Annotated in this window: 22 protein-coding genes; 12 read left to right on the plus strand and 10 right to left on the minus strand. The window is 69.6% G+C overall.

All coding sequences use genetic code 11. The annotated features are described in order from the left end of the window. Positions 1–18: 18 nt before the first annotated feature. The 5 genes from pgl to tkt are packed head-to-tail and all read right to left on the minus strand — an operon-like array spanning position 19 to position 6,706. Positions 19–804, minus strand: coding sequence for a 6-phosphogluconolactonase (gene pgl / locus K377_RS31150; protein WP_111666923.1), 786 nt, complete (start codon positions 802–804; stop codon positions 19–21). Beyond that, positions 801–1,928, minus strand: a complete 1,128-nt coding sequence (opcA, locus tag K377_RS31155) for a glucose-6-phosphate dehydrogenase assembly protein OpcA (protein ID WP_111666924.1) — start codon at positions 1,926–1,928, stop codon at positions 801–803. Before opcA ends, pgl begins: the two co-directional genes overlap by 4 nt. After that, positions 1,925–3,460, minus strand: a complete 1,536-nt coding sequence (gene zwf, locus K377_RS31160; RefSeq protein WP_111666925.1) for a glucose-6-phosphate dehydrogenase — start codon at positions 3,458–3,460, stop codon at positions 1,925–1,927. Before zwf ends, opcA begins: the two co-directional genes overlap by 4 nt. Before the next feature lie 4 nt (positions 3,461–3,464). Beyond that, on the minus strand, positions 3,465–4,583 hold the full coding sequence (gene tal / locus K377_RS31165) for a transaldolase (protein ID WP_111666926.1): 1,119 nt from the start codon (positions 4,581–4,583) through the stop codon (positions 3,465–3,467). Positions 4,584–4,618: 35 nt separating this feature from the next. Further along, the gene (gene tkt, locus K377_RS31170) at positions 4,619–6,706 is read right to left on the minus strand and encodes a transketolase (protein ID WP_111666927.1); all 2,088 of its coding nucleotides are present in this window, start codon (positions 6,704–6,706) and stop codon (positions 4,619–4,621) included. Between the two features lie 465 nt (positions 6,707–7,171). Between tkt and K377_RS31175 the strand changes: the two genes are divergently transcribed. The 3 genes from K377_RS31175 to K377_RS31185 all read left to right on the plus strand — a co-directional run bounded on the left by K377_RS31175 (position 7,172) and on the right by K377_RS31185 (position 9,757). Next, the gene (locus tag K377_RS31175) at positions 7,172–8,086 is read left to right on the plus strand and encodes a heme o synthase (protein ID WP_111667076.1); all 915 of its coding nucleotides are present in this window, start codon (positions 7,172–7,174) and stop codon (positions 8,084–8,086) included. A gap of 96 nt (positions 8,087–8,182) precedes the next feature. Further along, complete coding sequence (locus K377_RS31180; protein WP_111666928.1) at positions 8,183–8,518, plus strand: hypothetical protein; 336 nt, start codon at positions 8,183–8,185, stop codon at positions 8,516–8,518. A gap of 114 nt (positions 8,519–8,632) precedes the next feature. Further along, the gene (locus K377_RS31185) at positions 8,633–9,757 is read left to right on the plus strand and encodes an amidohydrolase family protein (RefSeq protein WP_111666929.1); all 1,125 of its coding nucleotides are present in this window, start codon (positions 8,633–8,635) and stop codon (positions 9,755–9,757) included. Here K377_RS31185 and K377_RS31190 read toward each other — a convergent pair. Next, a complete protein-coding gene (locus K377_RS31190) occupies positions 9,738–10,208 on the minus strand; it encodes a MarR family winged helix-turn-helix transcriptional regulator (RefSeq protein WP_111666930.1) in 471 nt (156 codons plus the stop codon). The genes K377_RS31185 and K377_RS31190 overlap by 20 nt on opposite strands. A gap of 155 nt (positions 10,209–10,363) precedes the next feature. Between K377_RS31190 and K377_RS31195 the strand changes: the two genes are divergently transcribed. Then, positions 10,364–11,179 (plus strand): alpha/beta fold hydrolase, encoded by an 816-nt coding sequence (locus tag K377_RS31195; RefSeq protein WP_111666931.1) that lies wholly within the window; start codon positions 10,364–10,366, stop codon positions 11,177–11,179. 52 nt (positions 11,180–11,231) lie between these two features. Here the strand turns inward: K377_RS31195 and K377_RS31200 are convergent, their stop codons facing one another. The 4 genes from K377_RS31200 to K377_RS31215 all read right to left on the minus strand — a co-directional run bounded on the left by K377_RS31200 (position 11,232) and on the right by K377_RS31215 (position 14,940). After that, positions 11,232–12,227, minus strand: a complete 996-nt coding sequence (locus tag K377_RS31200; protein ID WP_111666932.1) for a heme A synthase — start codon at positions 12,225–12,227, stop codon at positions 11,232–11,234. Between the two features lie 128 nt (positions 12,228–12,355). Continuing rightward, positions 12,356–13,123 (minus strand): ABC transporter permease, encoded by a 768-nt coding sequence (locus K377_RS31205; RefSeq protein WP_111666933.1) that lies wholly within the window; start codon positions 13,121–13,123, stop codon positions 12,356–12,358. Then, positions 13,120–14,046, minus strand: a complete 927-nt coding sequence (locus tag K377_RS31210) for an ABC transporter ATP-binding protein (protein WP_111666934.1) — start codon at positions 14,044–14,046, stop codon at positions 13,120–13,122. Before K377_RS31210 ends, K377_RS31205 begins: the two co-directional genes overlap by 4 nt. A gap of 102 nt (positions 14,047–14,148) precedes the next feature. Further along, positions 14,149–14,940 carry an aminoglycoside N(3)-acetyltransferase gene (locus tag K377_RS31215; RefSeq protein ID WP_111666935.1) on the minus strand — a complete coding sequence of 264 codons (792 nt, stop codon included), beginning with the start codon at positions 14,938–14,940 and terminating at the stop codon, positions 14,149–14,151. 195 nt (positions 14,941–15,135) lie between these two features. Here K377_RS31215 and K377_RS31220 point away from each other — a divergent pair, with 195 nt between their 5' ends. The 8 genes from K377_RS31220 (at position 15,136) to K377_RS31255 (ending at position 21,748) form a co-directional block, all read left to right on the plus strand. Then, the gene (locus K377_RS31220; RefSeq protein WP_111666936.1) at positions 15,136–15,921 is read left to right on the plus strand and encodes a metalloregulator ArsR/SmtB family transcription factor; all 786 of its coding nucleotides are present in this window, start codon (positions 15,136–15,138) and stop codon (positions 15,919–15,921) included. Then, the gene (sufB, locus tag K377_RS31225) at positions 15,918–17,342 is read left to right on the plus strand and encodes a Fe-S cluster assembly protein SufB (protein WP_111666937.1); all 1,425 of its coding nucleotides are present in this window, start codon (positions 15,918–15,920) and stop codon (positions 17,340–17,342) included. The genes K377_RS31220 and sufB overlap by 4 nt, the downstream gene beginning before the upstream one ends. A gap of 67 nt (positions 17,343–17,409) precedes the next feature. Next, on the plus strand, positions 17,410–18,591 hold the full coding sequence (gene sufD, locus K377_RS31230) for a Fe-S cluster assembly protein SufD (RefSeq protein WP_111666938.1): 1,182 nt from the start codon (positions 17,410–17,412) through the stop codon (positions 18,589–18,591). Next, on the plus strand, positions 18,591–18,920 hold the full coding sequence (locus tag K377_RS31235; RefSeq protein WP_111666939.1) for a bifunctional 3-phenylpropionate/cinnamic acid dioxygenase ferredoxin subunit: 330 nt from the start codon (positions 18,591–18,593) through the stop codon (positions 18,918–18,920). Before sufD ends, K377_RS31235 begins: the two co-directional genes overlap by 1 nt. A gap of 7 nt (positions 18,921–18,927) precedes the next feature. After that, complete coding sequence (gene sufC, locus K377_RS31240) at positions 18,928–19,692, plus strand: Fe-S cluster assembly ATPase SufC (RefSeq protein ID WP_111666940.1); 765 nt, start codon at positions 18,928–18,930, stop codon at positions 19,690–19,692. Further along, the gene (locus K377_RS31245; protein WP_111666941.1) at positions 19,689–20,945 is read left to right on the plus strand and encodes a cysteine desulfurase; all 1,257 of its coding nucleotides are present in this window, start codon (positions 19,689–19,691) and stop codon (positions 20,943–20,945) included. The genes sufC and K377_RS31245 overlap by 4 nt, the downstream gene beginning before the upstream one ends. A 12-nt stretch (positions 20,946–20,957) precedes the next feature. Next, the gene (gene sufU / locus K377_RS31250; protein ID WP_111666942.1) at positions 20,958–21,416 is read left to right on the plus strand and encodes a Fe-S cluster assembly sulfur transfer protein SufU; all 459 of its coding nucleotides are present in this window, start codon (positions 20,958–20,960) and stop codon (positions 21,414–21,416) included. Beyond that, positions 21,413–21,748 (plus strand): metal-sulfur cluster assembly factor, encoded by a 336-nt coding sequence (locus tag K377_RS31255; protein WP_018533312.1) that lies wholly within the window; start codon positions 21,413–21,415, stop codon positions 21,746–21,748. Before sufU ends, K377_RS31255 begins: the two co-directional genes overlap by 4 nt. The last annotated feature ends 83 nt before the right edge of the window (positions 21,749–21,831 follow it).

Raw genomic sequence — 21,831 nt, forward strand, 5'->3', positions numbered from 1 at the left:
CCGAGTGCGTCGGAGCGGTCAGGACACCGCCGGCGGATACAGCTCCGGGGGAAGCTGCGAGGCCGCGGCCGCGTCGAGCAGCCACAGCGTGCGCGAGCGGCCGTAGGCGCCCGCCGCCGGGGCCTGGACCTCTCCCGCGCCGGACAGCGCGATGGCGGCCGCCTCGGCCTTGTCCTCGCCCGCCGCGAGCAGCCACACCTCACGCGCCGCCCGGATCGCCGGAAGCGTGAGCGACACGCGCGTGGGAGGCGGCTTCGGGGCGCCGTGCACACCGACCACCGTGCGCTCCGTCTCACGGACCGCCGGAAGCTCGGGGAAGAGCGACGCGACGTGCGTGTCCGGGCCGACGCCGAGCATGAGGACGTCGAAGGTGGGGACGTCCCCGTGGTCCTCGGGCCCGGCCGCCGCGGCCAGCTCGGCCGCGTACGCCTCGGCGGCCGTGTCCGCGTCGTCCCCGTGGGGCCCGTCCGACGCGGGCATGGCGTGCACGCGCGCGGGGTCGAGCGGAACGGCGTCGAGCAGCGCCTCCTTGGCCTGTGTGTAGTTGCGCTCGGGGTCGCCGTCCGGCAGGAACCGCTCGTCGCCCCACCACAGGTCGAGGCGGCCCCAGTCGATCGCGTCCCTGGCCGGGGACGAACTCAGCGCGGCCAGCAGGCCGTTGCCGTTGCGGCCGCCCGTCAGGACGACGGAGGCGGTGCCGCAGGTGGCCTGGGCGTCGACGATCTTGGTGATCAGCCGGGCCGCGGCCGCCTGCGCCATCAGCTCCTTGTCGCGATGGACGACCAGTTGGGGTGCTGCACTCACTTGCTTGCCGCTTTCTTGGCCGGAGCCTTTTTGGCAGGGGCCTTCTTGGCTGCTGTTTTCTTGGCCGCCGCCTTCTTGGCGGGCGCCTTCTTCGCGGCGGCCTTCTTGACGGGCGCGGGGCGCGACTCCGCCTCGGCCTTCTCCTCCGCCGGCTTCTCGGCCGGCGTGTGGTCCATGGGGACCGTGCTCTGGTCCGCCGGTTCGCCCAGCCGGTCGACGCCGAAGCGCAGGGCCGCCGCGTAGGTGTCGTCCGGGTCCAGCCGGCGCAGCTCCTCCGCGATCAGCTCGGACGTCTCACGCCGCTTGAGCGCGACCGCGCGGTCCGGCTGCCCCTGGATGGAGAGCGTGGCCAGCGTGCCGTCGGCCCGGTCCAGGACGATCGGACCGTGCGTGGAGTCGAGGCGCACGCCGGTCAGGCCGGGGCCCGCCGAGAGCGTGCGCTTGACGGGGACGTCGAGCCGGTCCGCGAGCCACATGGCCAGCAGTTCGCAGCTCGGGTTGAACTCCTCGCCCTCGACCTCCACCGACGTGACGTCGGTCGTGACCTGGTCCAGGGCCGCCGCGAGCATGGAGCGCCACGGCGTGATCCGGGTCCAGGACAGGTCGGTGTCGCCGGGGGAGTAGGACGCCGCGCGGGCCTCCAGCTCGTGGACCGGCTGCTCGGCCGCGTACGTGTCCGTGACGCGCCGCTGGGCCAGGGCGCCCAGCGGGTCGTTCGCGGGGTCCAGAGGGGCGTCCACGGGCCACCAGACGACTGTCGGGGCGTCGGGGAGGAGCAGCGGCAGGACGACCGACTGGGCGTGGTTCACGACCTCGCCGTACAGCCGGAGCATCACGGTCTCGCCGGTGCCCGCCTCCGCGCCGACCCGCACCTCGGCGTCGAGCCGCGACTTCGTGCGGTCGCGCGGGGAGCGGGAGACGCGCTTGATGACCACGAGGGTGCGCGAAGGGTGCTCGCGCGAGGCCTCGTTGGCCGCCTTCAGCGCGTCGTAGGCGTTCTCCTCGTCGGTGACGATGACGAGGGTGAGCACCATGCCGACGGCCGGGGTGCCGATGGCACGACGGCCCTGCACCAGGGCTTTGTTGATCTTGCTGGACGTGGTGTCCGTCAGGTCGATCTTCATGGGCGCCGCCAGCTCCGTCCGTCTCGTGCGAGCATGTCGTCCGCCTCGGCGGGCCCCCACGTGCCGGACGGGTACTGCGCGGGCTTGCCGTGCGTGTCCCAGTACTGCTCGATCGGGTCGAGGATGTTCCAGGACAGCTCGACCTCCTCCGTGCGCGGGAAGAGGTTCGAGTCGCCCAGGAGGACGTCCAGGATCAGCCGCTCGTACGCCTCCGGGCTCGACTCGGTGAACGACTCGCCGTAGGCGAAGTCCATCGAGACGTCCCGGATCTCCATCGACGTGCCCGGCACCTTGGAGCCGAAGCGGACCGTGATGCCCTCATCCGGCTGGACGCGGATCACGATCGCGTTCTGGCCCAGCTCCTCCGTCGCCGTGTGGTCGAAGGGGGAGTGCGGGGCGCGCTGGAAGACGACGGCGATCTCGGTGACGCGCCGGCCGAGCCGCTTGCCGGTCCGCAGGTAGAAGGGCACGCCCGCCCAGCGGCGGTTGTCGATCTCCAGCTTCACGGCCGCGTAGGTGTCGGTCTTCGACTGTGGGTCGATGCCGTCTTCCTGGAGGTAGCCGACGGCCTTCTCGCCGCCCTGCCACCCGGCGGCGTACTGGCCGCGCACCGTGTCCTTGCCGAGGTCCTTCGGCAGCCTGATCGCGCCGAGCACCTTGGCCTTCTCCGCGACGAGCGCGTTCGCCTCGAAGGAGGCGGGCTCCTCCATGGCGGTCAGCGCCATCAGCTGGAGCAGGTGGTTCTGGATGACGTCACGGGCGGCGCCGATGCCGTCGTAGTACCCAGCGCGACCACCGATGCCGATGTCCTCGGCCATGGTGATCTGCACGTGGTCCACGTACGACCGGTTCCAGATCGGCTCGAACATCTGGTTGGCGAAGCGCAGCGCCAGGATGTTCTGGACGGTCTCCTTGCCGAGGTAGTGGTCGATCCGGAACACCTGGTCCGGGTCGAACACCTCGTGCACGATCGCGTTCAGGTCCTGCGCGGAGGCGAGGTCGTGGCCGAAGGGCTTCTCGATGACGGCTCTGCGCCACGAGCCCTCGGGCGCGTCCGCGAGCCCGTGCTCCTTGAGCTGCTTGACGACCAGCGGGAAGAACTTGGGGGGTACGGAGAGGTAGAACGCGAAGTTCCCGCCCGTGCCCTGCGACTTGTCGAGGTCGTTGATCGTCGCCTTGAGGTTCTCGAAGGCGTCGTCGTCGTCGAAGTTGCCCTGGACGAAGCGCATGCCCTGAATGAGCTGCTGCCAGACCTCTTCGCGGAAGGGGGTGCGGGAGTGCTCCTTGACCGCGTCGTGCACGACTTGGGCGAAGTCCTCGTCCTCCCAGTCGCGGCGGGCGAACCCGATCAGCGAGAAGCCCGGGGGAAGCAGGCCCCGGTTGGCGAGGTCGTAAACGGCAGGCATCAGCTTTTTACGTGACAAATCACCCGTAACGCCGAAGATCACCAGACCCGACGGACCCGCGATGCGCGGGAGCCGTCGGTCTGCGGCGTCACGGAGCGGATTGCGGTTCGCTCCGTGTGCGGTCAAGGGATCAGCCCTCCGAAGGGGCGAGGCGCTTGAGCTCCGCCTCGGTCGACTTGAGCAGGTCGTTCCAGGCCGCCTCGAACTTCTCGACGCCCTCGTCCTCGAGGAGCTGGACCACCTCGTCGTACGAGATGCCGAGCTTCTCGACGGCCTCGATCTCCTGGCGGGACGCGGCGTACGTGCCCGCGATGGTGTTGCCGGTGATCTGCCCGTGGTCGGCCGCGGCCTCCAGGGTGGCCTCCGGCATGGTGTTCACCGTGCCCGGGGCGACCAGGTCGTCGACGTACAGGGTGTCCTTGTACGCCTTGTCCTTCACACCGGTCGAGGCCCACAGCGGACGCTGCTTGTTGGCCTGCGCCTTGTCCAGGGCGGCCCAGCGGTCACCGCTGAAGACCTCCTCGAACGCCTCGTACGCCAGACGCGCGTTGGCCAGACCGGCCTTGCCGCGAGCGGCCTTCGCCTCGTCGGTGCCCAGGGCGTCGATCCGCTTGTCGATCTCGGTGTCCACGCGGGACACGAAGAAGGACGCCACCGAGTGGATCTTGGACAGGTCCAGGCCCGCGGCCTTCGCCTTCTCCAGACCGGCCAGGTAGGCGTCCATGACCTCGCGGTAGCGCTCGAGCGAGAAGATCAGCGTGACGTTGACGCTGATGCCCTTGCCGATGACCTCGGTGATGGCCGGCAGACCGGCCTTCGTCGCCGGGATCTTGATGAGCGTGTTCGGCCGGTCCACCAGCCACGCGAGCTGCTTGGCCTCGGCGACCGTCGCCTTGGTGTTGTGCGCGAGGCGCGGGTCGACCTCGATGGAGACCCGGCCGTCCTGGCCGCCGGTCGCGTCGAAGACCGGGCGCAGGATGTCGGCGGCGTCGCGGACGTCCGCCGTCGTGATCATGCGGATCGCTTCCTCGACGGTCACCTTGCGGGCCGCGAGGTCGGCCAGCTGCTGGTCGTAACCGTCGCCCTCCGAGATCGCCTTCTGGAAGATCGACGGATTGGTGGTGACGCCCACGACGTGCTGCTGGTCGATCAGTTCGGCGAGATTGCCGGACGTGATCCGCTTGCGCGACAGGTCGTCCAGCCAGATCGCGACGCCCTCCTCGGAGAGGCGCTTCAGTGCGTCTGTCATGGAAATTGCATCTCCTATGTCGTCGTGTACGGGCGTCAGCGCTGAGCCGCGGCGAGGGATTCCCGCGCCTTGGCCACCACGTTCTCGGCGGTGAAACCGAACTCCTTGAAGAGGACCTTGCCGTCGGCGGAGGCACCGTAGTGCTCCAGCGAGACGATGCGGCCCGCGTCACCGACGTACTTGTGCCACGTCAGACCGATACCGGCCTCGACCGAGACCCGGGCCTTGACCGCGGACGGCAGGACGCTCTCCCGGTACCCCTGGTCCTGCTCCTCGAACCACTCGACGCACGGCATCGACACCACGCGCGTGGCGACACCCTCGGCCTCCAGCGTCTCGCGGGCCTCGACGGCCAGCTGCACCTCGGAACCGGTGGCGATCAGGATCAGGTCGGGCGTCGCCTTGGACGCCTCGACGAGCACGTAGCCGCCCTTGACGGTGTCCTCGTTCGGCTCGTACGTCGGCACGCCCTGACGGGTCAGCGACAGGCCGTGCGGGGCGCTCTTGCCGTAGTCCTTCTTGCCGCGCTTGAGGATCTCGCGCCAGGCGATCGCCGTCTCGTTGGCGTCCGCGGGGCGGACCACGTGCAGCCCGGGGATGGCGCGCAGCGAGGCCAGGTGCTCGACCGGCTGGTGCGTCGGGCCGTCCTCACCGAGGCCGATGGAGTCGTGCGTCCACACGTACGTGACGGGCAGGTGCATCAGGGCCGACAGCCGGACGGCGTTGCGCATGTAGTCGGAGAACGTCAGGAACGTTCCCCCGTAGATGCGGGTGTGGCCGTGCAGCGCGATGCCGTTCATCTCCGCGGCCATGGAGTGCTCGCGGATGCCGAAGTGGATCGTGCGGCCGTACGGGTCCGCCTCCGGCAGCGGGTTGCCCGCCGGGAGGAAGGACGACGTCTTGTCGATCGTCGTGTTGTTCGAGCCGGCGAGGTCGGCGGAGCCGCCCCACAGCTCGGGCACGATCGGGCCGAGCGCCTGGAGGACCTTGCCGGACGCGGCGCGCGTGGCGACGGCCTTGCCCGTCTCGAAGACCGGGATGCTCTGCTCCCAGCCGGCCGGCAGCTCGCCCGCGTTGATGCGGTCGAACTCGGCGGCGCGCTCCGCGTTGGCGGTGCGCCACTCCTGGAACGACTTCTCCCACTCGGCCTTGGCCTGGGCGCCGCGGTCGAGGGCCTTGCGCGTGTGACCGATGACCTCGTCGGAGACGAAGAAGTTCTTCTCCGGGTCGAAGCCCAGGACGCGCTTGGTGGCGGCCACCTCGTCGTCGCCGAGCGCCGAGCCGTGGGCTGCCTCGGTGTTCTGCGCGTTCGGGGCGGGCCAGGCGATGATCGAGCGCATGGCGATGAAGGACGGCTTGTCCGTGACCTTCTTGGCCGCCTCGATGGCGTTGTAGATCGCCTCGTGGTCCAGGTCGCCGTCCGGCTTCGGGGCGACGCGCTGCACGTGCCAGCCGTACGCCTCGTAGCGCTTGCAGGTGTCCTCGGAGACGGCCGTCTCGGTGTCGCCCTCGATCGAGATGTGGTTGTCGTCCCACAGCAGGATCAGGTTGCCGAGCTTCTGGTGCCCGGCCATCGACGACGCCTCGGAGGAGATGCCCTCCTGAAGGCAGCCGTCACCGGCGATGGCGTAGATGAAGTGGTCGAACGGGGAGGTGCCGGCGGCGGCCTCCGGGTCGAACAGGCCGCGCTCGTAGCGGGAGGCCATCGCCATGCCCACCGCGTTGGCGACACCCTGGCCGAGCGGGCCCGTGGTGGTCTCCACGCCCGTGGTGTGGCCGTACTCCGGGTGCCCGGGGGTCTTGGAGCCCCAGGTGCGGAACGCCTTCAGGTCGTCCAGCTCCAGGCCGAAACCGGCCAGGTAGAGCTGGATGTAGAGGGTCAGGGACGAGTGGCCCGCGGACAGCACGAAACGGTCGCGCCCGACCCAGTCGGCGTCCGCCGGGTCGTGTCGCATCACCTTCTGGAAGAGGGTGTACGCGACCGGGGCCAGGCTCATCGCCGTACCGGGATGGCCGTTACCGACCTTCTGTACGGCATCGGCGGCCAGGACCCGGGCGGTGTCCACCGCCCGCTGGTCCACATCGGTCCACTCGAGGTCTGTGGTGGTCGGCTTGGTACTCACCCTGAGTCAGGGCTCCTCTCCACATGGCTAATGCCGGTGATGTCGGTCTCACCGGCCGTTGTCGAGCCTACCCTTGCTGGAACGTGCGTTTTTTCGACTCGTTCCAGACTGCCGGGCCTCCGTCGAATCCGCCTCCTGACAGGGATCGGGGCCGTTCCTCACGTGAATACGGACCCGCTCATCCGGGGGCTCATCCGGGGGCGTGAAGGCTCATCTGGAGTGCCCCTGCGGACCGGGGCGAAACGGACGGTGTGCGGCACGCGCGCGTGTGCGTTGCGTCCTTCGCGGCATGCTGCCCAACACGACCCCACCCCCACGAAGGGCGAGGTATAGGCAACGTCTACAGTGGCGTGGTACGCGCGAGCCTTTACCGGGACTTCACATCAAGTGGTCTTCTTCGGCGGCTCGCTGGAGTCTCTGTCAGGGGTGTGCGTGACGGCCGTCGAATCCCGTCCAGCGGGAGCGCTGACGAGCAGCAGCAACCGGAGCCAGCGGCCGTTCGGGGCCCGAGTCAAGGCGTTCGTGGCGCTGACCAAGCCGCGGATCATCGAGCTGCTGCTCATCACCACGGTTCCGGTGATGTTCCTCGCCGAGCAGGGTGTGCCGAACCTGAAGCTGGTGCTCGTCACCTGCCTCGGCGGCTACCTGTCGGCGGGCGGTGCCAACGCGCTGAACATGTGGTACGACCGCGACATCGACGCTCTCATGGAGCGCACGTCGCAGCGGCCGCTGGTCACCGGAATGGTGAGCCCGAACGAGTGCCTTGTCTTCGGCATCTCTCTCGCGGTGATCTCCACACTGCTGTTCGGTTTCGCCGTGAACTGGCTGTCGGCCTGGCTGTCGCTCGGCGCCCTGCTCTTCTATGTGGTCGTCTACACGATGATCCTGAAGCGGCGGACGTCGCAGAACATCGTGTGGGGCGGCATCGCCGGCTGCCTGCCCGTGCTCATCGGCTGGTCCTCGGTGACCAACTCGATGTCGTGGGCGCCGGTCATCCTCTTCCTGGTGATGTTCTTCTGGACGCCGCCGCACTACTGGCCGCTGTCCATGAAGGTGAAGGACGACTACGCGCGCGTGGGCGTACCGATGCTCCCGGTCATCGCCTCCAACAAGGTGGTCGCGAAGCAGATCGTCATCTACAGCTGGGTGATGGTGGCGGTCTCGCTGCTGCTCACGCCGCTCGGCTACACCGGCTGGTTCTACACCGTGGTCGCACTGCTCGCGGGCGGCTTCTGGCTGTGGGAGGCGCACGGTCTGCAGAACCGCGCCAAGGCCGAGGTCACGGGCGGCAAGCTCAAGGAGATGCGCCTGTTCCACTGGTCCATCACCTACGTGTCGCTGCTCTTCGTGGCGGTGGCCGTGGACCCGTTCCTGCGCTGATCAGTCTCCGACACTCGTCCGATGGGTGGGGTGCGTGGCCCAGGCCACGCACCCCACCCATCGCTTGTTTCCCTACTCGTCGGTAGCATCCTGTCCATGGCAGAGACTCAAGAGGTTGAGGCACCCGGTCGGGCGGCGAAGGACGAGCGTCGGGCGGCCAAGCTGGCCCGGCAGATCGGCGTGTTCGCCAAGGCCCACGGCGGCGCCGAGGGGCAGCTCGCGTACATCGGCGAGCGCGGGACCCGCATCGTTCTCGTCGGCGAGGACGGCGGCTGGGGCGACCTGGTCGCGCGGACGTACGAGATCGCCCAGAAGGCCGTCGAGAAGTCCGGGATCACCCTCCACGAGGACTTCGACGGCGACTTCGCGGCCAAGGTCGAGACCGGCCCGTACGAGTGGAAGCGCATGGCGGGCATTCAGCTCGGCGGCTGACCCGGGCTTTTGGGCGGCCATGGGTGCAGGTGTGCGACGCAAGGTTGAGCAACACCAGGTGCCCTGTCACCCGTTAGGACTGTAGGAGCACGGTCCATATACGGGGAGCCCCGGATGATCGAAACGCCGTCCCTCGTGGACCAGTACTGCCACGGGGTGCTGCGTACGGAGCTGGGCCTCGGCACGTTCGAGGCCCACCTCGGCCGGGGCGTGGGGCCGCCCGCGCCCGGCACCACCTTCTTCGACACCCAGACCGGTTTCGCGGTACGCCGCTGGTGCCCGCCCCTGCTCGGTCTGGAACCCCACTGCCCGCCCGCCCGCTATCTGGCCAGGCGCCGCGAGCTCGGCGTCCTGGAAGCGGGGCGGCGGCTGCTGCGCGGCAGCGGCATCACGACGTACCTCATGGACACGGGGCTGCCCGACGATCTGACGGGCCCGCCCGAGATGGCGTCGGCCGCGGAGGCCGAGGCCCACGAGATCGTCCGCCTCGAACTACTGGCCGAACAGGTCGCGGACACCTCCGGAACCGTCGAGTCCTTCCTCGCGAACCTCGCCGAATCGGTGCATGCCGCGGCCGTCGGCGCCGTCGCGTTCACCTCGGTCGCCGGGGTGCGGCACGGCCTCGCGCTCGCGCCGCAGCCGCCGGGACCGGGCGAGGTGCGCGGAGCGGCCGGGCGCTGGCTGGCGGATCGCACGGTGGGCGGCCCGGTGACCGATCCCGTGCTGCTGCGCCATCTGCTGTGGATCGCGGTCGCCTCCGGCCGGCCCCTCCAGCTCCATGCCGGGCTCGGCGAACCCGGACTGCGCATCGACCGCACGGACCCGGTGCTGCTCGCCGACTTCGCCCGGGCCACCGCGGGCCTCGGCACCGATCTCGTGCTGCTCCACGGCTACCCGTACCACCGGCACGCCGCCCATCTGGCGGGGATCTTCCCGCATGTGTACGCGGACCTCGGACCGGCCCTCGCGCGTACCGGAGCCCGGGCCGGGGCGGTGCTGGCGGAGATCCTGGAACTCGCCCCGTTCGGCAAGCTCCTCTTCTCCACCGGTGCAAGCGGTCTGCCCGAACTGCACGTGGTCGGCGCCCGGCTGTTCCGCGAGGCGCTGGGGCGGGTGCTCGGCGAGTGGGTGGCCGACGGGGCGTGGTCGCTCCACGACGCTCAGCGGGTCGCCGGGATGATCGCGTCGGGGACCGCGCAACGGGTGTACGGGCTCGGGGTCACGGACGCAGACGGCTGACCGACTCCGGAGTGAGGTGCCGGGCCAGCACGGCCAGCGCGTCGCCGACCTCGCGCAGCCGGTCCGGGTCGTCGGTGCCGAGCGCGGTGGCCAGCGCCTCGTTGATCCCGGCGGCGCGCACCTCGGCGACCCGCCCCGAGGCCTCGGTGGCCTGCCGGATCAGCTGACGCCTGCCGTCGTCTGGGTCGGGCGCGGTCACGACGGACCCGGTTTCCCTGAGCCGGGCGACGGCACCGGAGACCTGGCTCTGGGGCAGGCCGGTGCGGGAGGCGATGGCGCCGACGGACGTGCTGTCGTGGGCGTAGACGTCGCTGAGCACCACCAGGATCGCCCGGCTGCCACCGCGGAACGGGCCCGCGCCGAGAGCCGGCTCGGGCAGCGCCTCCTCGCCGATCTTCATCAGCGTGCGGCCGAGCAGGAACAGTTCGACGGGGCTGAGGGAGGCGCTCATGCCCGGAGGTTACACCGAGACTGCATCGATCCAGATGAATCCATCTCGATGAATCTGTCCTGATGAATCTATCTTGATGCATCGAAATAGATGGACTATGGTGAGGGTGTGCGGCGGCGAGGGGGCCGACCGGCAGATGTCACCTGGGGGATCCGATGTTTCTCACCGTCGAGGGCGCCACGCTGTACTACGAGGTCCGGGGGAGTGGTCCGCTGCTGCTCATCGCGCAGAGCGGAGAGGGGGACGCAGGCCGCAGTGTCGATCTGGTCGGCCGGCTCACCGACCGCTACACCGTGGTGACGTACGACCGCAGGGGCCTGTCCCGCAGCGAACGCGCGGCACCGGACAGAAGCGTGCGCCTGACCCAGCACGCCGACGACGTGCACAAGCTGCTGGCCGAGCTGACCGACCGGCCCGCGCTGATGCTGGGCTGCAGCATGGGTGCCTCCATCGGGCTGCATCTGGCGCTGCGCCATCCGGAGCAGCTGGCCACCCTCGTCGCGCACGAGCCCGTGTCACCGGCCCTGCTCCCCGCCGACCGCCGCCCCGCACACGTGCGGGAACTGCTCGCCCTGCAGCAGCTCTACCGCGAGCGGGGCCTGTCGGCGGCCTTCCCGGAGATGGCGCGCGTGCTCGGTATCGACCCGGCGCACCAGGAGACCGAGCCGCACCTCACGCCGATGCCGCTCACCCCGCAGCGCGAGGCGAACTTCGGGTTCTTCATCGAGAAGGAGTTCACCGCGGTCGTCCAGGCGGAGCTGGATGCCGACCTGCTCGCCCGCTCCGCGGTGCGGATCGTGCCGGCGGTCGGCCGGGCCACGGCTCCCGAGGTCTTCGACCGGCGGTGCGCCCTGGAGCTCGCCCGGATACGGGGAGTCGAGGCGCGGGAGTTCCCCGGCGGGCACAACGGGAACACCACGCACCCGCGCGCCTACGCGGCCCGCCTCATGGAGGTCCTCGATGGAGGGTGAGACGTTCCCTCCGGAGGCCGCGAGGTGCTCGACGGAGGCCGGGCGGACGGCGTCAGACCGCCGACAGCTCCGAGCCCGCCTGGGCCGGTACGCCCGCCGTTGTCTCCGGGCGCTCGCGCAGCGACAGGACCACCCGCAGCACCCCGATCCAGACCAGTGCCGAGCCCAGCATGTGCAGGGCGACCAGCACCTCGGGGAGGTCGGTGAAGTACTGGACGTAGCCGATGACGCCCTGGGCCAGGAGGATCAGGAACAGATCACGGGTGCGGTTCAGGGGCCCCTTGGGGGCGTCGACGGCCTTGAGGACGAACCACAGGGCGAAGGTCAGCGTCACCACGATCCAGGCCAGCACCGCGTGCAGTTTGCTGACCGTCTCCCAGTCCAGCGGCATCCGCGGGACATCGCTGGAGTCGCCGGCGTGCGGCCCCGCACCGGTCACCACCGTGCCGACGAGGATGAGCAGGGCGGCCGCCGCGACCAGGAACCAGACCAACTGCTTGATGGCCTGCCCGACCAGCGGGCGGGGCTCCGCGTCGCCCTCGCGGGTGCGCTGCCACATCAGCACGGCCACCGTGAGCAGCGCGGTGGTCAGCACGAAGTGGGCCGCGACCGTGTACGGGTTCAGGCCGACCAGGACGACGATGCCGCCCAGCACCGCGTTGCCCATGACGACCCAGAACTGCGTCCAGCCGAGCCGGGTCAGCGACCGGCGCCACGGCTTCTGCGAGCGGGCGGCGATGATCGCCCAGCCGACCGCGGCACACAGCACATAGGTGAGCATGCGGTTGCCGAACTCGATGGCTCCGTGGAAGCCCATCTCGCTCGTCGCGGTCAGCGACTGGTCGGTGCACTTGGGCCAGGTCGGGCAGCCGAGGCCCGACCCGGTCAGGCGCACCGCGCCGCCGGTGACGACGATGACCACCGTCATGACGACGGCGGAGAGGGCCGCGCGCTGGACGGTCCGCGGGGTGGGGGTCCAGCGTTCGGCGATGAAGGCGAGCGGGTTGCGCACCGCCTGTACGGCGTCGGCGCGGGTCAGGTTTGGCACGGGCCCATCGTAGGGGGCCGCTTGTGCGCGGCTTCACGAGGGGGACGTAACTGCGGAATCTGTGACGGGAGTTACGTCACGCCGACGGCATGTCGGGTGACACGGAGCGATACCGGTCACCCGCCGGATCACTCCCAGCGGAAGAACCGGCCCGCCGCGCCGAGCCCCACGACCGCCCAGACGGCGAGGATGCCGAGGTCGCCCCAGGGCATCGACGCCCCGTGCTGGAGCACGTCCCGCAGACCGTCGGAGAGCGCCGAGATGGGCAGGAGACCGAGCACGGACTGCGCCGCGTCGGGGAACTTGTCGAGCGGCACGATGACCCCGCCGCCGACGAGCAGCAGCAGGAAGACGAGGTTGGCGGCGGCGAGCGTGGCCTCCGCCTTGAGTGTGCCGGCCATCAGCAGACCGAGCCCGGAGAAGGCCGCCGTGCCGAGGACGAGCAGAGCCGCGACGGCGAGCGGGTTCCCGTGCGGCGACCAGCCGAGAGCGAGGGCGATCACGGTCAGCAGGATCACCTGCAGCACTTCCGTGACGAGCACGGAGAGCGTCTTGGCGGCCATCAGCCCCCAGCGCGGCAGCGGAGAGGCGCCCAGTCGCTTGAGCACGCCGTACCGGCGCTCGAAGCCCGTCGCGATGGCCTGCCCGGTGAAGGCCGTGGACATCACGGCCAGGGCCAGGATGCCCGGGGCGAGGAAGTCGACCGCCTTGCCGGAGCCCGTGTCCACGATGTCGACCGAGGAGAACAGGACGAGCAGGAGGGTGGGGATGACGACCGTCAGCAGGAGTTGCTCGCCGTTGCGCAGCAGCATCTTGGTCTCGAGCACGGCCTGCGCGGCGATCATGCGGGGGAGCGGCGCGGCTCCTGGGTTCGGTGCGTACGTACCGGCGCTCATCCGCGCAGCTCCTTGCCGGTCAGTTCCAGGAATACGTCTTCGAGGGTGTGCCGCTCGACGGAGATCTTGTCCGGCATCACGCCGTGCTGGGCGCACCAGGAGGTGACCGTCGCCAGGAGCTGCGGGTCGACCGTGCCGCTGACGCGGTAGGAGCCGGGGGTCAGCTCGGCGGCCGCGGAGTCGGGGGGCAGGGCCTTGAGCAGGGAGCCGACGTCGAGGGCCGGACGGCCGCTGAAGCGGAGCGTGTTCTCGGCGCCGCCCCGGCACAGCTGTTCCGGGGAATCGTGCGCGATGACCTTCCCGGCGTCGACGATCGCGACGTCGTCGGAGAGCTGCTCCGCCTCGTCCATGTAGTGCGTGGTCAGGATCACCGAGACGCCGTCGGCGCGCAGATCCCGGACCAGGTCCCAGGTGGCGCGGCGCGCCTGCGGGTCGAGTCCTGCGGTCGGTTCGTCGAGGAAGACCAGTTCGGGCCGGCCGACCACGGCCATCGCGAGCGCCAGGCGCTGCTGCTGGCCGCCGGAGAGCCGGCGGTAGGTGGTGCGTCCGCAACTGCCGAGGCCCAGTCGCTCGATGAGGGCGTTCACATCGAGCGGGTGGGCGTGCAGCTTCGCGATGTGGCGGAGCATCTCGTCGGCGCGGGCGCCCGAGTAGACGCCGCCGGACTGGAGCATCACGCCGATCCGCGGGCGCAGCTTCGCCGCGTCCCGCACCGGGTCGAGGCCGAGGACGCGGACGGTGCCGGAATCCGGCCTCCGATAGCCCTCGCAGGCCTCGATGGTGGTGGTCTTGCCCGCGCCGTTGGGGCCGAGGACCGCGGTGACGAGGCCTGCGGTGACCGCGAGGTCGAGGCCGTCGACGGCGGTCTTGCCGCCGTACCGCTTGACGAGGCCGACGGCCTCCACGACGGGGTCGTTACTCATGCGGGCGAGTCTACGGAGCCGGTCGGAACGGCCGACCGGTGGGGAGAGGGGTGCCGAATGGACGACAGTGAGGGCTGCTGCTCGGGGAGCGCGGCGGTGCGGTCACCCGGCCTGCGGACGGTGCGCGGGCAGCCACTTCTGGGCGTATGCCACCGCGTCGGCCAGGGAGAAGAGGCGGGTGTCGGCCGCGCCGACCCGGCCCCGGACGACCGGGCTGTCGTGTTCGAAGGCGGCGCCGAGTTCGTCGAAGCGGTCGGCGGTGATGGCCACCTCGGTGACCGGGTGCCAGCCCGCGGGGCCCGGGCGGCCGGCGTCCTCCAGCTGGAACGGGATGCGGTACTCGGCGAGGTGGAAGCTCGTGCAGGCGTCGTAACCGGCACCGAGGAGGAGCACGCGGGCGCCGAGTTCCTCCAGACGGGCGAGCGGGCTGCGTTCGCCGAGCCGGCAGTCGGGGGCGTGGCCGTCGACGATGCGGGCCGCGCGTGGGCCCAGGGCCGCGAAAGAGGTGTGGGGGTGCGCGCTGCGCAGGGCGCCGGGCCAGGTGCGCAGGGTCTCGGGGAGCACGCCGACGCCCCGGCTGGGGGAGGTCGCCGGGTCGTAGCCGGGCATCGTGGCGCGGACCGTCTCCCACCACTCGCGCGGGATCGGCGGGTTGCCCCAGCCCTCGGGATCGGTCAGGTCGCCGGTCTGGGTGGGCACCGCGAGGGTGCCGTCCGGGCCGACGGCGTCGAGGAGGGCGTGGACGACGGCGACCGGGCCGCCGTTGACCCATCCGAGGCTGCTGAGGGAGGTGTGCACCAAGAGGGTTTCGCCGGATTCGACCCCGAGCGCGCGCAGATCCGTGGCGAGGGAGGCGCGGGTGACGAGCGGACCGGTCGGTTGAGGTGCGGGCATGGACGGCAGTGTCCGCGAGCGGCTTCTGGGGCGCCAGGGGATTTCTGGGCAGGGGCGCCGTATTTTGATCGATCAAAGATCGTTTCCGCAGGTCACCCCACGTGGCTACTTAGGTCTACCTAAGTGATGCACCGCACCGCGCGGCGATCACCTCGTCGCTTGTCAGGCTCTGAGGAATTACGCAACAATGGCGTTGTGAAAAACGTCGGCGAGGCTCAGGAGGCCCCCATCGGGGCCCCGCAGGAGTTCGCGACCGGTGAGCGTTCGGAGCGATCGACACGCAACCGGGTCGCGCGCTCCATCCTGGACCACGGCCCGTCCACCGTCGCCGATCTGGCCGGACGCCTCGGTCTGACCCAGGCCGCCGTCCGCCGCCACCTCGACGCCCTGGTCGCCGACGACGTTGTGCAGCCCAGGGAGCAGCGTGTCTACGGGGCCCGCACCCGTGGCCGCCCCGCCAAGGTGTTCGCGCTGACCGACTGCGGCCGGGACGCCTTCGACCAGTCCTACGACAAGCTCGCCGCGGAAGCGCTCCGCTGGATCCGGGAGACCGCGGGCGGCGGAGCGGCGGGGGACGACGCGGTCGTCGCCTTCGCGCGGGCCCGGATCGCCGCGCAGGCGGTGGCGTACCGCGCGGCCATGGAGGCCGCGCCCGCCGAGGAGCGGACAGCGGCACTGGCCAAGGCCTTGAGCGCGGACGGGTACGCTGCTACGGCGCGCAGCGCGCCCCTCCCGCAACAGGGTGAGCAGCTCTGCCAGCACCACTGCCCGGTCGCCCATGTGGCGGAGCAGTTCCCGCAGCTCTGCGAGGCGGAGACGGAGATCTTCTCCCAGCTGCTCGGCACGCATGTACAGCGACTGGCGACCATCGCCCACGGCGACGGGGTCTGCACGACGTTCATCCCCAAGAACATTCCGAAGACCACACCCGAGAACCACCACAACGCATCTGCAAGCACGGCCGGGAGGAACCCCGCATGACTCTCCCCATCGAGGAGACTGCCCACCCTGAGCTCGAGGGCCTGGGCAAGTACGAATACGGCTGGGCGGACTCCGACGCGGCCGGCGCCTCTGCCAAGCGCGGTATCAACGAAGACGTCGTCAAGGACATCTCCGCCAAGAAGTCCGAGCCGGAGTGGATGACCAATCTCCGTCTCAAGGGCCTGAAGCTCTTCGGCAAGAAGCCCATGCCGAACTGGGGCTCGGACCTGTCCGGCATCGACTTCGACAACATCAAGTACTTCGTGCGCTCCACGGAGAAGCAGGCGGAGTCCTGGGAGGACCTGCCCGAGGACATCAAGAACACGTACGACAAGCTCGGCATCCCGGAGGCGGAGAAGCAGCGCCTCGTCGCCGGTGTCGCGGCCCAGTACGAGTCCGAGGTCGTCTACCACCAGATCCGCGAGGACCTGGAGGAGCAGGGCGTCATCTTCCTCGACACCGACACCGCCCTCAAGGAGCACCCGGAGCTCTTCAAGGAGTACTTCGGCACCGTCATCCCGGCCGGCGACAACAAGTTCGCCGCGCTGAACACCGCCGTGTGGTCGGGTGGCTCCTTCATCTACGTGCCGAAGGGCGTGCACGTAGAGATCCCGCTCCAGGCCTACTTCCGTATCAACACGGAGAACATGGGCCAGTTCGAGCGGACGCTGATCATCGTCGACGAGGACGCCTACGTCCACTACGTCGAGGGCTGCACCGCGCCGATCTACAAGAGCGACTCGCTGCACTCCGCGGTCGTCGAGATCATCGTGAAGAAGGGCGCCCGCTGCCGTTACACGACCATCCAGAACTGGTCGAACAACGTCTACAACCTGGTCACCAAGCGCGCCGTGGCGTACGAGGGCGCGACCATGGAGTGGATCGACGGCAACATCGGCTCCAAGGTCACCATGAAGTACCCGGCCGTCTACCTGATGGGCGAGCACGCCAAGGGCGAGACGCTGTCCATCGCCTTCGCGGGCGAGGGCCAGCACCAGGACGCCGGCTCCAAGATGGTCCACATGGCGCCGAACACGTCGTCCAACATCGTCTCCAAGTCGGTGGCGCGCGGCGGCGGTCGTACGTCGTACCGCGGCCTCGTCGAGATCGGTGAGGGCGCCGCCGGATCCAAGTCGAACGTGCTGTGCGACGCGCTGCTCGTCGACACCATCTCCCGCTCCGACACGTACCCGTACGTCGACGTCCGCGAGGACGACGTGTCCATGGGCCACGAGGCGACCGTCTCCAAGGTCTCCGAGGACCAGCTCTTCTACCTGATGAGCCGCGGTCTCTCCGAGTTCGAGGCCATGGCGATGATCGTGCGCGGCTTCGTCGAGCCGATCGCCAAGGAGCTCCCCATGGAGTACGCGCTCGAGCTCAACCGGCTGATCGAGCTGCAGATGGAGGGCTCGGTGGGCTAGTCCCCACCGACCGCCGTCTGACGTCAAGCCCCTCACGTACGCAATGAAAGCGAGCACTACGACAGCCATGGCTGAGGCTCAGAACATCCCTGCGGGGTCGACCACCGCAGGCGCCGTCGCGGTCGCCGCCGAGTCGACCGTCGCCACGCGCATGAGCGCGCCCCCGTCCTTCGACGTGCAGGACTTCCCCGTCCCGCACGGCCGTGAGGAGGAGTGGCGGTTCACGCCGCTGGAGCGCCTGCGCGGGCTGCACGACGGCACCGCCGTCGCCACCGGCACCGGCGTCAGGATCGACGTGGAGGCGCCGGCCGGTGTCACCGTCGAGACCGTCGGCCGGGACGACGCCCGCATCGGCAAGGCCGGCAAGCCCGTCGACCGCGTCGCCGCCCAGGCGTACTCGGTCTTCGAGAAGGCCTCCGTTGTGACCGTGCCCAAGGAGACGGTCCTCACCGAGCCGATCCGCATCGCGGTGCACGGCGAGGGCGGTATCGCCTACGGCCACCAGGTCATCGAGCTGGGTGCCTTCGCCGAGGCCGTCGTCGTCATCGACCACACCGGTGACGCGGTGCTCGCCGCCAACGTCGACTACCTGCTCGGCGACGGCGCGAAGCTGACCGTCGTCTCCGTGCAGGACTGGGACGACAAGGCCGTCCACGTGGCGCAGCACAACGCGCTCGTCGGCCGCGACGCCTCCTTCAAGTCGGTCGTCGTGACCTTCGGCGGTGACGTCGTCCGCCTGCACCCGCGCGTCCAGTACGCGGCCACCGGCGGCGAGGCCGAGCTGTTCGGCCTCTACTTCACCGACGCCGGCCAGCACCAGGAGCACCGCCTCCTGGTCGACCACAACACCCCGCACTGCAAGTCGAACGTCGTCTACAAGGGCGCGCTCCAGGGCGACGACGCGCACGCCGTGTGGATCGGTGACGTCCTCATCGAGGCCGCCGCCGAGGGCACGGACACCTACGAGATGAACCGGAACCTGGTTCTGACCGACGGCGCCCGCGTCGACTCCGTGCCCAACCTGGAGATCGAGACCGGCGAGATCGTCGGCGCCGGTCACGCCTCCGCGACCGGCCGCTTCGACGACGAGCAGCTCTTCTACCTGATGGCCCGCGGCATCCCCGCGGACGAGGCCCGCCGCCTCGTCGTGCGCGGCTTCTTCGCCGAGCTGGTCCAGCAGATCGGCGTCGCCGACATCGAGGCGCGCCTCCTCGAGAAGATCGAGGCCGAGCTGGAGGCCACCGTCTGATGGCCTTCGTACGCGCCTGCGACCTGAGCGAGCTGGAGGAGGACACCCCGAAGCGGGTGGAACTCGACGGCACGCCGGTCTCGGTCGTCCGCACCGAGGGCGAGGTGTTCGCGATCAACGACATCTGCTCGCACGCGAACGTCTCGCTCTCCGAGGGCGAGGTGGAGGACTGCCAGATCGAGTGCTGGCTGCACGGCTCCGCGTTCGACCTCCGCACCGGCAAGCCGTCCGGCCTTCCCGCGACGCGCCCCGTCCCCGTTTACCCCGTACAGATCGAAGGGGGCAGCGTCCTCGTTGACGTACGCGCCTCCCTCACCCAGGAGTCCTGAGGCACCCATGGCAACGCTTGAAATCAAGGACCTGCACGTCACCGTCGAGGCGGACAACGCCACGAAGGAGATCCTCAAGGGCGTCGACCTGACCGTGAAGCAGGGCGAGACGCACGCCATCATGGGCCCGAACGGCTCCGGCAAGTCGACTCTCGCCTACTCGCTGGCGGGTCACCCCAAGTACACGATCACCTCCGGCACCGTCACGCTCGACGGCGAGGACGTCCTGGAGATGTCCGTCGACGAGCGCGCCCGCGCCGGCCTCTTCCTCGCCATGCAGTACCCGGTCGAGGTCCCCGGCGTCTCCGTCTCCAACTTCCTGCGCACCTCGGCCACGGCCGTGCGCGGCGAGGCCCCCAAGCTGCGCACCTGGGTGAAGGAGGTCAAGGAGGCCATGGAGAAGCTCTCCATGGACCCGTCCTTCGCCGAGCGCAACGTGAACGAGGGCTTCTCCGGCGGTGAGAAGAAGCGCCACGAGATCCTCCAGCTGGAGCTCCTCAAGCCGAAGATCGCGATCCTCGACGAGACCGACTCCGGCCTGGACGTCGACGCGCTGCGCATCGTCTCCGAGGGCATCAACCGCGTCCGTGAGAACGGCGAGGTCGGCACCCTCCTGGTGACCCACTACACGCGCATCCTGCGCTACATCAAGCCCGACTTCGTGCACGTGTTCGCGAACGGCCGCATCGTCGAGTCCGGCGGCGCCGAGCTCGCCGACCAGCTCGAGGCCGAGGGCTACGACAAGTACGTGAAGGGTGGCGTATCCGCGTGACACAGCTGCCGGGCCTCCTCGACACCGAGGCGATCCGCAAGGACTTCCCGATCCTCGACCGGGTGCTCCACGACGGCAAGAAGCTCGTGTACCTGGACAACGCGGCGACCTCGCAGACGCCGCGCCAGGTGCTCGACGTCCTGAACGAGTACTACGAGCAGCACAACGCCAACGTCCACCGTGGCGTGCACGTGCTGGCCGAGGAGGCCACGGCGCTGTACGAGGGCGCGCGCGACAAGGTCGCGTCGTTCATCAACGCGCCGAGCCGCGACGAGGTCATCTTCACGAAGAACGCCTCGGAGTCGCTCAACCTCGTCGCCAACATGCTCGGCTGGGCCGACGAGCCGTACAAGGTCGACCACGAGACCGAGATCGTCATCACGGAGATGGAGCACCACTCCAACATCGTTCCGTGGCAGCTGCTCTCGCAGCGCACCGGCGCGAAGCTGAAGTGGTTCGGCCTCACCGACGACGGCCGCCTCGATCTGAGCAACATCAACGAGGTCATCACCGAGCAGACGAAGATCGTCTCCTTCGTCCTCGTGTCGAACATCCTGGGCACCCACAACCCGGTCGAGGCCATCGTGCGCCGCGCCCAGGAGGTCGGCGCCCTGGTCCTGATCGACGCCTCGCAGGCCGCCCCGCACATGCCGCTCGACGTGCAGGCGCTGCAGGCCGACTTCGTGGCCTTCACCGGCCACAAGATGTGCGGCCCGACCGGCATCGGCGTGCTCTGGGGCCGTCAGGAGCTCCTGGAGGATCTGCCGCCGTTCCTCGGTGGCGGCGAGATGATCGAGACCGTCTCGATGAACTCCTCCACCTACGCTCCCGCGCCGCACAAGTTCGAGGCGGGTACGCCGCCGATCTCGCAGGCCATCGGCCTCGGGGCGGCGATCGACTACCTGAACGCGATCGGCATGGAGAACGTCCTGCGGCACGAGCAGGCGCTCACCGAGTACGCCGTGAAGAAGCTCCAGGACGTCCCGGACCTCAAGATCATCGGCCCGGCCACGGCCGAGGACCGGGGCGCCGCGATCTCCTTCACGCTCGGCGACATCCACCCGCACGACGTGGGCCAGGTCCTCGACGAGCAGGGCATCGCGGTCCGCGTCGGCCACCACTGCGCGCGCCCCGTCTGCCTGCGGTACGGAATTCCTGCGACCACGCGAGCGTCGTTCTATCTGTACTCCACGCCCGGCGAGATCGATGCGCTGGTCGACGGCCTGGAGCACGTACGGAACTTCTTCGGGTAGAGGGCTGGGACTGTGAAGCTGGATTCCATGTACCAGGAAGTCATCCTGGACCACTACAAGCACCCCCACGGGCGTGGCCTGCGCGACGGCGACGCCGAGGTGCACCACGTCAACCCGACGTGCGGTGACGAGATCACGCTGCGTGTGAAGTACGACGGCGAGACCATCGAGGACGTCTCGTACGAGGGCCAGGGCTGCTCCATCAGCCAGGCCTCGGCCTCCGTGCTGAACGACCTGCTCGTCGGCAAGGAGCTCACGGACGCGCGGAAGATCCAGGAGACGTTCCTGGAGCTGATGCAGTCCAAGGGGCAGATCGAGCCGGACGACTCGATGGAGGAGATCCTGGAGGACGCGATCGCGTTCGCCGGAGTCTCCAAGTACCCGGCCCGAGTCAAGTGCGCGCTGCTCAGCTGGATGGCGTGGAAGGACGCGACGGCCAAGGCTCTCGCGGAGGAGGCGAAGACCGCATGACCGAGAACGCTGTTGAGATGAAGCCGGCCTCCGAGGAGGAGGTCCGCGAGGCGCTGTACGACGTCGTCGACCCCGAGCTGGGCATCGACGTCGTCAACCTGGGCCTGATCTACGGCATCCACATCGACGACGCGAACATCGCGACGATCGACATGACGCTGACGTCGGCCGCGTGCCCGCTGACCGACGTCATCGAGGACCAGGCCAAGTCCGCCACCGACGGCATCGTCAACGAGCTGCGGATCAACTGGGTCTGGATGCCGCCGTGGGGCCCGGACAAGATCACGGACGACGGCCGCGAGCAGCTGCGCGCGCTGGGCTTCAACGTCTGAGACCCCGTGTGAGGCACTGTGTGCGTCACGAGCCCCGGCCCCTGCGGCCGGGGCTCTTTGCCGTTGCCGTCCCAGCTGTTCCG

Origin of the sequence: Streptomyces sp. PsTaAH-137 (assembly GCF_003259365.1) — a bacterium.
GTDB lineage: Bacteria > Actinomycetota > Actinomycetes > Streptomycetales > Streptomycetaceae > Streptomyces.

Bases quoted from the DNA above. Each gene is read 5' to 3' on its own strand.
- sufB (WP_111666937.1), top strand. From the start codon at position 15,918: ATGACTCTCCCCATCGAGGAGACTGCCCACCCTGAGCTCGAGGGCCTG.
- K377_RS31205 (WP_111666933.1), bottom strand. From the start codon at position 13,123: ATGAGCGCCGGTACGTACGCACCGAACCCAGGAGCCGCGCCGCTCCCC.
- K377_RS31195 (WP_111666931.1), top strand. From the start codon at position 10,364: ATGTTTCTCACCGTCGAGGGCGCCACGCTGTACTACGAGGTCCGGGGG.
- opcA (WP_111666924.1), bottom strand. From the start codon at position 1,928: ATGAAGATCGACCTGACGGACACCACGTCCAGCAAGATCAACAAAGCC.
- K377_RS31180 (WP_111666928.1), top strand. From the start codon at position 8,183: ATGGCAGAGACTCAAGAGGTTGAGGCACCCGGTCGGGCGGCGAAGGAC.
- K377_RS31255 (WP_018533312.1), top strand. From the start codon at position 21,413: ATGACCGAGAACGCTGTTGAGATGAAGCCGGCCTCCGAGGAGGAGGTC.
- sufD (WP_111666938.1), top strand. From the start codon at position 17,410: ATGGCTGAGGCTCAGAACATCCCTGCGGGGTCGACCACCGCAGGCGCC.
- K377_RS31190 (WP_111666930.1), bottom strand. From the start codon at position 10,208: ATGAGCGCCTCCCTCAGCCCCGTCGAACTGTTCCTGCTCGGCCGCACG.
- sufC (WP_111666940.1), top strand. From the start codon at position 18,928: ATGGCAACGCTTGAAATCAAGGACCTGCACGTCACCGTCGAGGCGGAC.
- K377_RS31215 (WP_111666935.1), bottom strand. From the start codon at position 14,940: ATGCCCGCACCTCAACCGACCGGTCCGCTCGTCACCCGCGCCTCCCTC.
- K377_RS31210 (WP_111666934.1), bottom strand. From the start codon at position 14,046: ATGAGTAACGACCCCGTCGTGGAGGCCGTCGGCCTCGTCAAGCGGTAC.
- K377_RS31185 (WP_111666929.1), top strand. From the start codon at position 8,633: ATGATCGAAACGCCGTCCCTCGTGGACCAGTACTGCCACGGGGTGCTG.
- tal (WP_111666926.1), bottom strand. From the start codon at position 4,583: ATGACAGACGCACTGAAGCGCCTCTCCGAGGAGGGCGTCGCGATCTGG.
- K377_RS31235 (WP_111666939.1), top strand. From the start codon at position 18,591: ATGGCCTTCGTACGCGCCTGCGACCTGAGCGAGCTGGAGGAGGACACC.